13 protein-coding genes are annotated in these 13,573 nt (G+C 56.4%); 9 read left to right on the top strand and 4 right to left on the bottom strand.

The genetic code is table 11. The features are described from left to right. The first annotated feature begins 9 nt into the window (after window positions 1–9). The gene (locus FHW74_RS10940) at window positions 10–1,077 is read left to right on the top strand and encodes a sn-glycerol-3-phosphate import ATP-binding protein UgpC (protein WP_183170458.1); all 1,068 of its coding nucleotides are present in this window, start codon (window positions 10–12) and stop codon (window positions 1,075–1,077) included. Further along, window positions 1,074–1,814, top strand: a complete 741-nt coding sequence (gene ugpQ, locus FHW74_RS10935) for a glycerophosphodiester phosphodiesterase (protein WP_183170457.1) — start codon at window positions 1,074–1,076, stop codon at window positions 1,812–1,814. Before FHW74_RS10940 ends, ugpQ begins: the two co-directional genes overlap by 4 nt. Here ugpQ and FHW74_RS10930 read toward each other — a convergent pair. Beyond that, window positions 1,811–2,287: a DUF2756 family protein gene (locus FHW74_RS10930; RefSeq protein ID WP_183170456.1), complete on the bottom strand. Its 477-nt coding sequence runs from the start codon at window positions 2,285–2,287 to the stop codon at window positions 1,811–1,813. The two genes, ugpQ and FHW74_RS10930, sit on opposite strands and share 4 nt — an antisense overlap. Window positions 2,288–2,409: 122 nt before the next feature. On the opposite strand from FHW74_RS10930, the gene ggt reads away from it, so the two are divergent. Beyond that, window positions 2,410–4,149 carry a gamma-glutamyltransferase gene (gene ggt, locus FHW74_RS10925; protein ID WP_183170455.1) on the top strand — a complete coding sequence of 580 codons (1,740 nt, stop codon included), beginning with the start codon at window positions 2,410–2,412 and terminating at the stop codon, window positions 4,147–4,149. Window positions 4,150–4,342: 193 nt separating this feature from the next. After that, the gene (locus FHW74_RS10920; protein ID WP_183170454.1) at window positions 4,343–5,986 is read left to right on the top strand and encodes a methyl-accepting chemotaxis protein; all 1,644 of its coding nucleotides are present in this window, start codon (window positions 4,343–4,345) and stop codon (window positions 5,984–5,986) included. A gap of 99 nt (window positions 5,987–6,085) precedes the next feature. Here the strand turns inward: FHW74_RS10920 and yhhY are convergent, their stop codons facing one another. Next, complete coding sequence (gene yhhY / locus FHW74_RS10915) at window positions 6,086–6,586, bottom strand: N-acetyltransferase (protein WP_183170453.1); 501 nt, start codon at window positions 6,584–6,586, stop codon at window positions 6,086–6,088. A 342-nt stretch (window positions 6,587–6,928) separates the two neighbouring features. Here yhhY and FHW74_RS10910 point away from each other — a divergent pair, with 342 nt between their 5' ends. From FHW74_RS10910 to gntU, 4 genes are all read left to right on the top strand, one after another. Beyond that, complete coding sequence (locus tag FHW74_RS10910; RefSeq protein ID WP_183170452.1) at window positions 6,929–7,624, top strand: pirin family protein; 696 nt, start codon at window positions 6,929–6,931, stop codon at window positions 7,622–7,624. A gap of 143 nt (window positions 7,625–7,767) precedes the next feature. Then, on the top strand, window positions 7,768–8,763 hold the full coding sequence (gntR, locus tag FHW74_RS10905; RefSeq protein WP_183170451.1) for a gluconate operon transcriptional repressor GntR: 996 nt from the start codon (window positions 7,768–7,770) through the stop codon (window positions 8,761–8,763). A gap of 145 nt (window positions 8,764–8,908) precedes the next feature. Then, the gene (gene gntK, locus FHW74_RS10900; protein WP_183170450.1) at window positions 8,909–9,442 is read left to right on the top strand and encodes a gluconokinase; all 534 of its coding nucleotides are present in this window, start codon (window positions 8,909–8,911) and stop codon (window positions 9,440–9,442) included. After that, window positions 9,439–10,779 (top strand): gluconate transporter, encoded by a 1,341-nt coding sequence (gene gntU, locus FHW74_RS10895; RefSeq protein WP_183170449.1) that lies wholly within the window; start codon window positions 9,439–9,441, stop codon window positions 10,777–10,779. The genes gntK and gntU overlap by 4 nt, the downstream gene beginning before the upstream one ends. A gap of 78 nt (window positions 10,780–10,857) precedes the next feature. Here the strand turns inward: gntU and FHW74_RS10890 are convergent, their stop codons facing one another. After that, window positions 10,858–11,451 carry a DUF3828 domain-containing protein gene (locus tag FHW74_RS10890; protein WP_183170448.1) on the bottom strand — a complete coding sequence of 198 codons (594 nt, stop codon included), beginning with the start codon at window positions 11,449–11,451 and terminating at the stop codon, window positions 10,858–10,860. Between the two features lie 160 nt (window positions 11,452–11,611). Next, window positions 11,612–12,205 (bottom strand): YhgN family NAAT transporter, encoded by a 594-nt coding sequence (locus tag FHW74_RS10885; protein WP_183170447.1) that lies wholly within the window; start codon window positions 12,203–12,205, stop codon window positions 11,612–11,614. Window positions 12,206–12,380: 175 nt separating this feature from the next. Between FHW74_RS10885 and asd the strand changes: the two genes are divergently transcribed. Beyond that, complete coding sequence (asd, locus tag FHW74_RS10880) at window positions 12,381–13,487, top strand: aspartate-semialdehyde dehydrogenase (RefSeq protein ID WP_125292591.1); 1,107 nt, start codon at window positions 12,381–12,383, stop codon at window positions 13,485–13,487. The last annotated feature ends 86 nt before the right edge of the window (window positions 13,488–13,573 follow it).

Raw genomic sequence — 13,573 nt, 5'->3', positions numbered from 1 at the left:
AGAAGTCACATGGCTGGATTAAAATTACAGGCAGTAACCAAAAGCTGGGACGGCAAAACCCAGGTGATTAAGCCGCTGACCCTGGACGTGGCGGACGGGGAATTTATCGTAATGGTCGGCCCGTCGGGCTGCGGGAAGTCCACGCTGCTGCGCATGGTCGCCGGGCTGGAGCGCGTGACCAGCGGCGATATCTGGATCGATAATCAACGCGTCACTGAACTGGAGCCGAAAGCGCGCGGTATCGCCATGGTGTTCCAGAACTATGCGCTGTATCCGCATATGAACGTTGAAGAGAACATGGCCTGGGGCCTGAAAATACGCGGTATGGGTAAAGGTCACATCGAGGCGCGGGTCAATGAAGCGGCGCGTATTCTGGAGCTGGATGGCTTACTGAAACGCCGTCCGCGCGAACTCTCCGGCGGGCAGCGCCAGCGCGTGGCGATGGGCCGCGCTATCGTGCGCGATCCGGCGGTGTTCCTGTTTGATGAGCCGCTCTCCAACCTCGACGCCAAACTGCGGGTGCAGATGCGCCTTGAGCTGCAACAACTGCATCGCCGCCTGAAAACCACCAGCCTTTACGTTACCCATGATCAGGTGGAAGCCATGACCCTGGCCCAGCGGGTGATGGTGATGAATAAAGGCGTCGCCGAGCAAATCGGGACGCCGGTGGAGGTCTATGAGCGCCCTGCGTCGCGCTTTGTGGCGAGTTTTATCGGCTCGCCCGCCATGAATTTGCTGGAGGGGCGTATTAATGCCCAGGCGACCCATTTTGACGCAGACGGCTTCAGCCTGCCGCTGGGGGCGCGTCATCTGGCGCTGGCTGGCCGCGTGGTGACGCTGGGTATCCGCCCCGAACATATTGCGCTAAGCTCACAGACCGCAGGCGGCGTGCCGCTCAACGTGCAAACCCTTGAGATGCTGGGGGCGGATAACCTGGCGCACGGGCGCTTCGGCGAGCAAAAAGTGATTGTGCGTCTTGCGCATCAGCACCGGCCTGCGGCGGGCTCGACGCTCTGGCTGCATCTGCCGCCGGAGCATCTGCACTTTTTTGATGGTGAAACAGGAATACGTCTATGAATAACTGGCCATACCCTGCGATTGTCGCCCACCGGGGCGGCGGCAAGCTGGCTCCCGAAAATACGCTGGCGGCTATCGACGTGGGGGCGCGTTATGGGCACACCATGATCGAGTTTGACGCCAAACTTTCCAGAGACGGACAGATTTTCTTGCTGCATGACGACACGCTGGAACGCACCAGCAACGGCTGGGGTATTGCCGGCGATCTGGACTGGGACGACCTGGTAAAAGTAGACGCGGGGAGCTGGTACAGCGGCGAGTTCAAAGGCGAATCGCTGCCGCTGCTGAAAGACGTGGCTGCGCGCTGTCGCGAACACGGCATGATGGCCAATATCGAGATTAAACCCACCACGGGGGTGGACGCGCAAACTGGCAAAGTGGTGGCGCTGGCGGCGCGTGATTTGTGGCAGGGCATGACGCCGCCGTTACTGTCATCGTTTTCCGTTGCGGCGCTGGAAGCCGCGCAACAGGCCGCGCCGGAACTGCCACGTGGGTTACTGCTGGATGAATGGCGCAGCGACTGGCGCGAATTAACATCACGCCTTGCCTGCGTGTCGATTCACCTGAATCATAAATTGCTGGATGAGGCGCGGATTGCGGCGCTCAAGGCGGCGGGGCTGAAAATCCTGGTTTACACCGTCAACAATCCCCAGCGCGCCGCCACGCTGCTGCGCTGGGGGGTTGATAGCATTTGTACCGATCGCATCGATGAGATCGGCCCGCATTTCAACGCTTAAGGGCCAATGGTTTTCAGCGGGATATTCGGCTGCGGCATGGTGGTCACGCCCTGGTTACTCAGGGTGCCGTTATTGGGCCGCAGCATATCGCCGTTGGTTTTACCGGGTAACATATGTTGCTGATTATCCAGCATCCGGTCCTGGCTGGATGAGCCGTTGTTCAGCATGCTGCCGCTGGTGTTGGGCAGCATCTGCTGGGTTTGCGGGTTCAGCTCGCCCGGCGCAGACTCTCTGATGCGCTGCGTATTGGTGTTGATCTGCGACTCCAGATGCTGTTGCTGGACCCGGGTCTGGGTCTGCAACTGCTGATTCAGCATTCCTTTCTGCTGGATTTGCTGGCTCTGCATCTGGGTTTGCATCCGCTGCTCGCTTGGATTGACGAACCCCGGCTGATTCGGGTTATTCAACACATTAATCGGCTGTGCAAAGCTACAGGGCGACAGTAGCGCCGCCAGAATTAACAGTTTTTTCATCATCATTCCTCCTCGTGAAGGATCTTCTAAGTTTACTCGCTTTCCGACAGTACGATGATTTTTTAAGAGTTGTGAACCAGGCTTAAGCGGGGGACGAGCCCCGAAAAACCCGGAGAACAACAATGAAGATGATGTGGAAAGCCCTGCCTGCATTACTCATGGGACTGTGTCTGTCGGCGTTTGCCGCGCCGCCCCCTACAGCCGCACCCGTCTCCTACGGCGTGGAAGAGGATGTGTTCCATCCCGTTCGCGCTCAGCAAGGGATGGTCGCCTCGGTGGACGCCACCGCCACGAAGGTTGGCGTCGAGATCCTGAAAAAAGGCGGCAACGCGGTGGATGCCGCCGTCGCCGTGGGCTTCGCCCTTGCGGTAACCCATCCGCAGGCCGGTAACCTCGGCGGCGGCGGGTTTATGATGCTGCGCACCAAAGATGGCAACACCACTGCCATTGATTTCCGTGAAATGGCCCCGCAGAAAGCCACCAAAGATATGTTCCTTGATGCGGCCGGTAACGCCGACAGCAAAAAGTCCCTGACTTCGCACCTCGCGACCGGTACGCCGGGCACCGTGGCGGGCTTTGCGCTGGCGCTGCAAAAATATGGCACTATGCCGCTCAACCAGGTGGTGCAGCCTGCGATCCTGCTGGCGCGTGACGGCTTCGTGGTCAACGACGCGCTGGCGGATGACCTGAAAACCTATGGCAGCGAAACGTTGCCCAATCATCCCAACAGTAAAGCCATCTTCTGGAAAAGTGATGGTAACCCGCTGCAAAAAGGCGACAAACTGGTGCAGACCAATCTCGCCAAATCGCTGGAGATGATTGCCGAAATCGGGCCGGATGCGTTTTATAAAGGCGCCATCGCCGACCAGATTGCCGATGAGATGGCAAAAAACGGTGGGCTGATTAGTAAGGACGATTTAGCGAACTACAAGGCGGTAGAGCGGACGCCAATCAGCGGTGACTACCGTGGATACCAGGTGTTCTCCATGCCACCGCCGTCCTCCGGCGGGATCCACATCGTGCAAATCCTCAATATCCTGGAAAACTTCGACCTTAAGAAGTATGGCTTTGGCAGCGCCGATACGATGCAAATCATGGCCGAAGCGGAGAAATTCGCCTATGCCGACCGTTCGGAATATCTGGGCGACCCGGATTTTGTGAAGGTGCCCTGGCAGGCGCTGACCGATAAAGCCTATGCCAAAACCCTGGCAGACCAGATCGACCTGGCGAAGGCGCGTCCGTCCAAAGAGATTAAACCCGGTAACCTCGCGCCTTACGAGAGTAATCAAACCACCCATTTCTCGGTGGTGGATAAAGACGGCAATGCGGTGGCAGTGACCTATACCCTGAACACCACTTTCGGCAGCGGCATTGTGGCTGGCAACACCGGGATCTTGCTGAATAACGAAATGGATGACTTTTCGGCGAAACCGGGCGTGCCTAACGTTTACGGCCTGGTCGGCGGTGAAGCGAACGCGGTAGGGCCGCATAAGCGCCCGCTGTCGTCGATGTCGCCCACCATCGTGGTGAAAGACGGGAAAACCTGGCTGGTCACCGGCAGCCCGGGCGGCAGCCGGATTATCACTACCGTTTTGCAGATGGTGGTGAACAGCATTGATTTCGGAATGAATATCGCCGAAGCCACCAACGCGCCGCGCTTCCATCACCAGTGGCTACCGGACGAGCTGTGGGTTGAGAAAGGTTTTAGCCCCGATACGCTGAGATTGCTGAAAGATAAAGGCCAGAACGTGGCGGTGAAAGAGGCGATGGGCAGCACCCAGAGCATTGTTGTTGGGCCTGATGGCGCGCTGTATGGCACATCCGATCCGCGCTCGGTGGATGATTTGACGGCGGGATATTAATCTCTCTGTAAAACACTGGACGGTGAAATTCCGTCCAGTTCTTACTTTTCCTTATAATTAATGGGCATAAACACTACCCCTTATTTACGATTTAACCGCGAAATTCCTCTCCTGCCTTGTATACCTTTTGTCCATCCTGCCGATAAAGAATATATCGGGTGGATAATCCACTGTGTATACAAAGGAAAGAGTTATGGGTTTACTTCAACATTTCACCATTCGTTCCGTCATGGTCGCCATCCTGGGGCTGCTGTGCTTGTTGTGGAGCGGTGCCGGGCTGTTTAGCGTATTTTCGCTGAACCAGATGAGCCAGGGAAATGCGGTGGATCGGCATCTGGTGCGCCAGATGACGGTGCTCAGTAAAGGCAACGATCAGTATTTTCGTTTCGTGACGCGCCTGTCGCGCGTGATGGACGGAACCAAACCAGGCATGCAGCCTGACCCAACGGTGATGAAACCGGTGCAGAAAGCGCTGGAGAATATGGCGCAGGAGCTGGCGCAGTTTAAAGCACTCTCGTCGGGGCCCATGGATCAGGCCACCTCGGATAACGTGATTACCAGCTGGCAGAAGCTGCTCGACGAGGGGGTTACCCGTCAGTTCCAGTTGGCCCTGCAGGGCGATCTGGACGCGTTTCGCGCTCATGCCAACAATATTACCCCCGCGTTGAGCCGGGCGTTCGGTGCCAGCGCTGAGGAGTTTAATGCCAATGCGGGCCGGATGCTGGATGAAACCCGCGTAACGGTGGATAACCAGACCTCGCTGACCCGCACCATCATCATCGCCAGCGTGGCGCTGGGCGTCTTGATGCTGATCCTGGCCGACCGCTATCTGGTGACCATGCTGGTGCGCCCGCTTAACCGGGTTCGCGATCACTTCCAGCTTATTGCCAATGGCGATCTCAGCCAGCCGGTGCCGGTCAAGGCCAGCCGCAACTGCGTGGGTAAACTGGTACCGCTGCTGACCGCGATGCAGGACAGCCTGCGTGATGCGGTGAGTGCCATCCGCCAGGGCAGCGAGCATATCTGGCATGGCGCGCGGGATATCTCCGCCGGCAATCAGGATCTCTCTACCCGCACTGAAGAGCAGGCGTCGGCGCTGGTGGAAACCGCCGCCAGCATGGAACAACTGACCGCCACCGTGCAGCACAATGCCGATAATGCCCATCAAGCCAGCCAACTGGCGCAAAAGGCCTCGGCGACTGCCAGCAAAGGCGGGAAGCTGGTGGGTGATGTGGTGACCACCATGACCGGCATTTCTGGTAGCTCGAAGAAAATCGCCGATATCACCACGGTGATTAACAGCATCGCCTTCCAGACCAACATTCTGGCGCTTAACGCCGCGGTGGAAGCTGCGCGTGCGGGCGAGCAGGGGCGTGGGTTTGCGGTAGTGGCGAGTGAAGTGCGCAACCTGGCCAGCCGCAGCGGGCAGGCGGCGAAAGAGATCGAAACGCTGATTGCCGATTCCGTTAACCGGGTCGAGAAAGGCGCGGAACTGGTGAACCAGGCGGGGATCACCATGGCGGAAATCGTCGATGCGGTGGCGCAGGTCACGGCGATTATGGAGCAGATCGCCTCAGCGACCGATGAACAGAGTAAAGGCATTGCCCAGGTCGGCGTGGCGATCACCCAGATGGATAGCGTAACGCAGCACAACGCGGCGCTGGTAGAGCAGGTATCTGCCGCGGCAGCCAGCCTGGAGCGCCAGACGGCGGAACTGCAACAGTCAGTAGAGCATTTCCGGCTGGTGGAGCGTACGCTCGCCGCTGTTGAGGATAACCCCTCATCCCGACCGGCACCCCGCCAGACAACCGCACAAGAAGAGTGGGTGACATTTTAACCGGGGAAATACCCCGGAAAAATCGGCTTCTTTACCAAAACCCAGCCGGGTGCGTCATCTTGTTTTTCATGGCGGGCTATCGGTTGGGTGGGCAAACGCTTAACGGGATGGGCGCAGGCGAGCCATAAAATAAGCGTCGATGTATTCGCCATCGCGCAAGCCGTACTGTTTGCCGGTGCCTTCGATTTCAAAACCGAGTTTATGGTACACCGCGATGGCTGGCGCGTTATCAACGAACACCGTGAGTTCGATGCGCTCAATGCGCAGCCAGTTGTCGCACATGGCGATCATCTCGCGCAGCAGGGCGGTGGCGATGCCCTGCCTGGCGTGCGCAGAATCGACGCAAATCCCAAAACTGGCGACGTGACTGCGGCGCGGACGCGTTTCGGCGGCGATGACCAGATGCCCGACGACCAGGTCATCAATCAGCGCGACCAGGTGGTAATGACCGGGTGTTTTAAAATTCATCCGCTCCTGCCACATTGTCAGTGACGGGTGGGGAACCTGTAGCGTGTTATAATACACCTCCGGTTGGGTAAACAGGTGGTGTACCGCTTCAACATCGGTGGGTTCGGCGTGCCGGATGACAATCTCGCTCATCCCTTTTGTCCTCAATAAGTTATAAAACCCTTTAAACATCATTGACTTTTCAATTTTCGTCAATCTGATTTTTTTCCAAAAAAAGCTGGACACATGCGAATGATAATGATTATTATTGCCATGCGTTCAGGGAGACCCCTACGGTGTAAACCTGAAAGCACGACATTGCTCACATTGCTTCCAGTATTTCTTAGCCAGCCTTGCGCTGGCTTTTTTTTATCCTGATTTCGGCCCCGATAACTCATTCACATTTTTTGAACAGAGGCGTCAATTTTCGCCCTCTATCATCAACGGCGCTTCCGGTCCACACTACTTCCATCGCAAACGAACTGGGGGTACACAATGATTTACTTACGCAAAGCAGCCGATCGCGGCCACGCCAATCACGGTTGGTTAGACTCCTGGCATACCTTCTCTTTTGCCAACTATTACGATCCAAATTTTATGGGCTTTTCCGCCCTGCGCGTGATTAATGATGATGTGATCGACGCCGGTCAGGGCTTCGGCACTCACCCGCACAAAGACATGGAAATCCTGACTTACGTGCTGGAAGGCGCGGTTGAGCATCAGGACAGCATGGGGAATAAAGAGCAGGTGCCTGCGGGCGAATTCCAGATTATGAGCGCCGGGACCGGGGTGCGTCACTCCGAGTACAACCCCAGCGAGACCGAGCGTCTGCGCCTGTATCAAATCTGGATCATCCCTGAAAAAAATGGCATCGAGCCGCGCTACGAGCAGCGCCGCTTCGACGCCACGCAGGGCCGCCAGCTGGTGCTGTCGCCGGATGCCCGCGACGGTTCGCTGAAAGTGAATCAGGATATGGAACTGTCGCGCTGGGCGCTGTTGAAAGACGAGCAAGGCCTGTACCAAATTGCCGCTGACCGCAATGTCTGGATCCAGGTGGTGAAGGGCAATGTGTCCGTTAACGGCACCAAAGCCACCACCAGCGATGGTCTGGCGATCCGCGACGAGCAGGCGCTTTCTATCCATGCCGACAGCGACAGCGAAATCCTGCTGTTTGACCTGCCGCCGGTCTGATCGTGACCGTAACCGCGCATCGTGAAACGGTGCGCGCGCTGCAAAATTCCGTGCTTTTTCCCGGGCTTCCACTGTTACAGAGGAAGCCCGGGCGTCGTCCGTGATAAACTCGCTTAACAGATCCATTTTGCGCCTTCGAGACGATGAAAAAGAAAAGACCGGTACTACAGGATGTGGCTGATCGCGTAGGCGTGACGAAAATGACCGTCAGTCGCTTCTTGCGCAATCCCGAGCAGGTGTCCGAGGCGCTGCGCGGAAAAATCGCCGCCGCGCTGGATGAACTGGGCTATATCCCCAACCGCGCACCCGATATTCTTTCTAACGCCACCAGCCGCGCTATCGGCGTGCTGCTGCCGTCGCTCACTAATCAGGTATTTGCCGAAGTGCTGCGCGGTATCGAAAGCGTGATTGACGCCCATGGCTACCAGACCATGCTGGCGCACTATGGTTATAAGCCCGAACTGGAAGAGGAGCGGCTGGAATCAATGCTCTCCTGGAACATCGACGGATTAATCCTTACCGAACGCACCCACACGCCGCGGACGCTCAAAATGATTGAAGTGGCGGGGATCCCCGTGGTCGAGCTGATGGACAGCGTCTCCCCGTGCCTGGACATCGCCGTCGGCTTCAATAATTTTGAAGCGGCGCGCCAGATGACGGCGGAAATTATCGTACGCGGCCACACCCACGTGGCGTATCTGGGGGCGCGTCTGGACGAGCGAACCATTCAGAAACAGCGCGGCTACGAACAGGCGATGCGCGATGCGGGCCTGACGCCGTACAGCGTGATGGTTGAACAATCCTCTTCTTATTCCACCGGTATTGAACTGCTGCGCCAGGCGCGGCGCGAATTCCCTCAACTTGACAGCATCTTCTGCACCAATGACGATTTAGCTATCGGCGCGGCGTTCGAATGCCAGCGGCTGGGGCTGCGTATTCCTGAAGATATGGCGATTGCCGGTTTTCACGGCCACGATATCGGGCAGGTGATGGAACCCCGGCTGGCGAGCGTGCTGACGCCGCGTGAACGCATGGGGCGAATTGGCGCGGAGCGCCTGCTGGCGCGTATCCGGGGTGAAATCGTAACGCCTAAATTGTTAGATTTAGGTTTCACATTGTCGCCAGGCGGATCGATTTAACCTCGCCAAATTTGAACTGGCTCACACTTATTGACACTGGCGACGCACGGAGATTGCGTCGCCCCCAACGCCGCATGACAATGTTACCGATAACTGTTACCCGTAACATTTCCCTTCCAACGTTTTGTGCCAGTGGAGCAACGCGATGAGCACGACCAACCATGATCACCACATTTACGTCTTAATGGGCGTATCCGGCAGCGGTAAATCCGCCGTAGCCAGCGAAGTGGCGCACCGCCTGAAGGCCGCTTTTCTGGATGGCGATTTCCTGCATCCGCGCAGCAACATTATGAAAATGGCTTCCGGCGAGCCGCTAAACGATGACGACCGCAGACCCTGGCTGAAAGCGTTGAACGACGCGGCATTCGCCATGCAGCGCACCAATAAAGTGTCGCTGATTGTCTGTTCATCCCTGAAAAAGGATTATCGCGACCAACTGCGCGACGGTAACCCGAATCTCTCCTTTATCTACCTGAAAGGGGAATCTGACGTGATTGAAGGGCGTTTGAAAGCGCGTAAAGGCCACTTCTTTAAACCGCAGATGCTGGTCACTCAGTTCCAGACCCTGGAAGAACCGAAAGCCGACGAGACCGATGTTATCGTGATTGATATCGATCAGCCGCTGGAAGGCGTGGTGGAAAGCACCATTGCCGCAATTGGAGAAGGCAAGGCGGCGTGAATACTTTAACATTGGTGTTAACAGCAGTCGGCTCCGTGCTGTTACTGCTGTTTTTAGTGATGAAGGCCCGTATGCATGCCTTCGTTGCTTTGATGGTGGTGTCTATTGGTGCAGGACTTTTCTCTGGTATGCCGCTCGATAAGATTGCGGCAACCATGGAAAAAGGGATGGGCGGCACGCTGGGTTTTCTGGCGGTCGTGGTGGCGCTGGGCGCCATGTTTGGCAAGATCCTTCATGAAACCGGCGCGGTCGACCAGATCGCCGTCAAGATGCTCAAATCCTTCGGGCACAGCAAAGCGCATTACGCCATTGGCCTCGCGGGCCTGATCTGCGCGCTGCCGCTGTTCTTCGAAGTGGCGATTGTTCTGCTGATAAGCGTTGCGTTTTCCATGGCGCGCCACACCGGGACCAACCTGGTGAAGCTGGTGATCCCGCTATTTGCCGGCGTGGCGGCGGCAGCGGCGTTCTTACTGCCAGGGCCTGCGCCGATGCTACTGGCCTCGCAGATGCACGCCGATTTTGGCTGGATGATCCTGATTGGCCTGTGCGCCGCGATCCCAGGCATGCTGATCGCCGGGCCGCTGTTCGGCAACTTCATCAGTAAGCATGTTGAACTGCACATTCCGGATGACATCAGCGAACCGCATTTGGGCGAAGGCAAACTGCCATCGTTCGGCTTCAGCCTGGCGCTGATCCTGCTGCCGCTGGTGCTGGTGGGCCTGAAAACCATCGCCGCGCGCTTTACCGAACAGGGCTCGCAGCTCTATGAATGGTTGCAGTTTATCGGCCATCCGTTTACCGCCATTCTGATTGCCTGCCTGGTGGCGATGTATGGCCTGGCGATGCGTCGCGGCATGCCGCGCGAGCGAGTGATGGAAATCTGCGGCCACGCGTTGCAACCCGCCGGGATTATCCTGCTGGTGATTGGCGCAGGCGGCGTGTTCAAACAGGTGCTGGTGGATTCCGGCGTGGGCCCGGCGCTGGGTGAAGCGTTAACCGGCATGGGCCTGCCGATTGCCATTACCTGCTTTGTGCTGGCCGCGGCAGTGCGCATTATCCAGGGTTCCGCCACGGTTGCCTGCCTGACGGCGGTAGGCCTGGTGATGCCAGTGATTGAGCAGTTGCATTACTCCGGCGCGCAGCTGGCGGCGTTGTCGATTTGCATCGCGGGCGGATCAATCGTGGTGAGCCATGTTAACGACGCCGGGTTCTGGTTGTTCGGTAAATTTACCGGTGCCACCGAAGGGCAAACCCTGAAAACCTGGACGCTGATGGAAACCATCCTGGGAACCGTCGGCGCGATTGTCGGGATGATCGCGTTTGCGATAGTGAGTTAAGCGTACGACTGGGCTTTTTACTCTGGTAAGAAGCCGAACAAAGGCCCGGTTACCCGGGCCTTTGTTTATATGTAGTTATTAATATCGCCAGGCTCCCCCTTCAATCTGCGTAACGCTTTGCACTTTCCAGACGTTTTGTTCTTCAACCATGCAGTCAGCAAGAATAAACCTTTTATCCTTACCAAAGGCTACATAGACATTTGCGCACGCCGGGTCATAGTCGGCACCCACAATCGATACATGAGTGGGCCAGTCCGGCGAGATATCCTGAGTTTTTGTAAAGTAGTCTGTTTCATAAGCGAATTCAGGTAAGTCGCCAGTCCTGCGCATGTACTCTTCTGTTCTGGCGTCAAGCTTACGCATCTTTTTTAACGTATCGGCGGTAACGTAACGCTCGATCTCATGGTGAGTGAGGGGATTTTTATTTTCAGCATATTGCTGCAAATACCAGCGGTTAAATTCAAGAGCGGCTTTTCCCGGTGCGCCATAGGGATTAGCAGGCTCTCGTCTATAGGGATCGGGCGCTTCTGCGGAAAAAGTGCTTATGCTGAACGTCATGAAACAAAAGGCCAGAGAGCAACAAAGCGGAACGTAATGCGCGCACCGTTTTTGGCTTTCGGCATATGCGCGCATCCGCGCGGAAGACACTGCTTGTGATTTATTCCATGCCATCAGTTTTCTCCTTGATTACATTTAATGCTCAACTCTGCGCTTAATTCTTTTTTGAAGATGTCATCAAGGGTAAGTCACGGTTAACCATCATAAATCACATAAATACGCGGCACTGATGTATGATTTTTGCAGCTTGTAGACAGATGAATAAAGCGAATAATTACCCTTTCATCCATGCCCGAATACCGTCCAGGAACATCTGCGTGGAGAGCATGACCAGCACCAGCCCCATCAACCGTTCCAGCGCATTGACCCCTTTCTCGCCGAGCAGCCGTAAAAACAGTGATGACTGCAACAGGATCGCCACCGTTCCGCCCCAGGCAATCAGCAGCGCGATAACCAGATGCCCCATCTGATTGGGATACTGGTGCGACAGCAGCATCAGCGTCGCCAGAATCGTCGGGCCCGCGACCAGTGGGATTGCCAGCGGGACGATAAAAGGTTCTTCGCCAGCGGGTAATCCCGTTGCGTTGCCCTCCTGGCTCGGGAAAATCATTTTGATGGCGATTAAAAACAGAATGATGCCGCCGGAAATAGAAACCGTCTCGGCGCGCAAATTCAGAAAAGCGAGTATTTTTTCGCCCGCGAACAGGAAAATCAGCATCAGCAGCAGCGCGATTAACAGTTCGCGTATCATGATTGCCCGACGCCGCTTCGGTTCTGTGTGTTTAAGGACAGACATAAAAATAGGCAGATTGCCCAGGGGATCCATAATGAGGACCAGCAAAACGGCGGCGGAGATAATGTCATTCATGTACGCATTTCCTGTAAATCGGGTCCACTGCCCGCTTAAATAAGTTGCTTTACTGATGATCGCGCGATCATTGATTTATTTCACTTGCGACTTTAGCTGCATTTTGTAAGGTGAAAGGATGTCCGGCTTTACCCGGCACGCACAACACGCACACACCTCGCAGGAATAACTCGCTATGAAAAATGTTGGTTTTATCGGCTGGCGCGGAATGGTTGGCTCCGTACTCATGCAACGCATGGTTGAAGAGCGCGATTTTGACGCCATTCGTCCCGTCTTCTTTTCCACTTCCCAGCTTGGGCAGGCTGCGCCGTCCTTTGGCGGCCATCAGGGCGGCACGCTTCAGGACGCATATTCTATCGACGCGCTGAAGGCGCTGGATATCATCGTGACGTGCCAGGGCGGCGATTATACCAACGAAATTTACCCAAAGCTGCGTGAAAGCGGTTGGCAAGGATACTGGATTGACGCCGCCTCGTCGCTGCGTATGAAAGATGACGCCATCATTATTCTGGATCCGGTCAACCAACATGTTATTACCGAAGGCTTAAATAAAGGCGTGAAGGCGTTTGTCGGCGGCAATTGCACCGTCAGCCTGATGCTGATGTCGCTGGGCGGTCTGTTCGCGCAGAATCTGGTGGAGTGGGTGTCCGTGGCGACCTATCAGGCAGCGTCCGGCGGCGGCGCGCGCCATATGCGCGAACTGCTGGCGCAGATGGGCCAACTGTATAACGGCGTGGCGAGCGAACTGGCCGATCCGGCCTCCGCCATTCTGGATATCGAACGTAAAGTCACGGCGCTGACCCGCAGCGGCCAGTTGCCGGTAGATAACTTCGGCGTACCGCTGGCCGGCAGCCTGATCCCATGGATCGACAAACAGCTGGATAACGGCCAGAGCCGCGAAGAGTGGAAGGGCCAGGCGGAAACCAACAAAATCCTCGGCACTTCGTCCGTGATCCCGGTGGATGGCTTGTGCGTACGCGTTGGCGCGCTGCGCTGCCACAGCCAGGCATTCACCATTAAACTGAAAAAAGATGTTTCGCTTTCCTCTATCGAGGAGATGCTGGCGACCCATAACGACTGGGTGAACGTGGTGCCGAACGATCGCGACATCACCGTGCGTGAACTGACCCCTGCCGCGGTGACCGGAACGCTGGCGACCCCGGTTGGCCGCCTGCGTAAACTCAATATGGGCCCGGAATACCTGTCTGCCTTTACTGTTGGCGACCAGTTATTGTGGGGCGCCGCCGAGCCGCTGCGCCGTATGTTACGGCAGTTAGCGTAACGGGAAATCATAACGGGAGTGCGTAAGCGCTCCCGTTTTTTTTAGTACAGGAGAATGTAAACCGGTTTGTTGCAATTTTTCTCGGG

It is taken from the genome of Atlantibacter sp. RC6, assembly GCF_014193285.1.
Taxonomy (GTDB): Bacteria; Pseudomonadota; Gammaproteobacteria; order Enterobacterales; family Enterobacteriaceae; genus Atlantibacter.
Note: the sequence above shows the minus strand (reverse complement) of the source record. Positions and strands in the feature narration are given on the sequence as shown.

Coding starts and splice junctions, on each gene's coding strand:
- FHW74_RS10940 (WP_183170458.1), top strand. CDS start 10: ATGGCTGGATTAAAATTACAGGCAGTAACCAAAAGCTGGGACGGCAAA.
- ugpQ (WP_183170457.1), top strand. CDS start 1,074: ATGAATAACTGGCCATACCCTGCGATTGTCGCCCACCGGGGCGGCGGC.
- FHW74_RS10930 (WP_183170456.1), bottom strand. CDS start 2,287: ATGAAAAAACTGTTAATTCTGGCGGCGCTACTGTCGCCCTGTAGCTTT.
- ggt (WP_183170455.1), top strand. CDS start 2,410: ATGAAGATGATGTGGAAAGCCCTGCCTGCATTACTCATGGGACTGTGT.
- FHW74_RS10920 (WP_183170454.1), top strand. CDS start 4,343: ATGGGTTTACTTCAACATTTCACCATTCGTTCCGTCATGGTCGCCATC.
- yhhY (WP_183170453.1), bottom strand. CDS start 6,586: ATGAGCGAGATTGTCATCCGGCACGCCGAACCCACCGATGTTGAAGCG.
- FHW74_RS10910 (WP_183170452.1), top strand. CDS start 6,929: ATGATTTACTTACGCAAAGCAGCCGATCGCGGCCACGCCAATCACGGT.
- gntR (WP_183170451.1), top strand. CDS start 7,768: ATGAAAAAGAAAAGACCGGTACTACAGGATGTGGCTGATCGCGTAGGC.
- gntK (WP_183170450.1), top strand. CDS start 8,909: ATGAGCACGACCAACCATGATCACCACATTTACGTCTTAATGGGCGTA.
- FHW74_RS10890 (WP_183170448.1), bottom strand. CDS start 11,451: ATGGCATGGAATAAATCACAAGCAGTGTCTTCCGCGCGGATGCGCGCA.
- FHW74_RS10885 (WP_183170447.1), bottom strand. CDS start 12,205: ATGAATGACATTATCTCCGCCGCCGTTTTGCTGGTCCTCATTATGGAT.
- asd (WP_125292591.1), top strand. CDS start 12,381: ATGAAAAATGTTGGTTTTATCGGCTGGCGCGGAATGGTTGGCTCCGTA.